The organism is Pauljensenia sp. UMB3104 (assembly GCF_030217285.1).
Lineage (GTDB): Bacteria > Actinomycetota > Actinomycetes > Actinomycetales > Actinomycetaceae > Pauljensenia.
Genome location: NZ_JASONN010000441.1, coordinates 1 through 252, shown reverse-complemented (window position 1 = coordinate 252; position 252 = coordinate 1). Strand labels below are relative to the sequence as shown.

General features: G+C 71.4%; 1 pseudogene. It reads right to left on the bottom strand.

The annotated features are described in order from the left end of the window. Positions 1–252 (bottom strand): annotated as a pseudogene (locus QP415_RS12335) (TM2 domain-containing protein); the annotation flags it as partial.

The window sequence follows — 252 nt, the reverse complement described above, 5'->3', positions numbered from 1 at the left end:
CCTGGTTCGCGGCGGCATCGGGGCCGGGCTGGGCGGAAGCCGCATCGTAGGCCGTACCGTACGTGGTCGAGCCGGGGGTCGCCGTGGCCTCATCGAAAGAGGGGGCCGAGGCCTGGGGGAAGCTCGGCGCCTCGGGCACGGGCACCTCGGCGGCGGGTTCAAAGGTGGGAACCTCGGGCGCGGGAACCTCGGCAGCAGGTTCAAAGGAGGGAACCTCGGGCACGGGGACCTCGGCAGCAGGTTCAAAGGTAG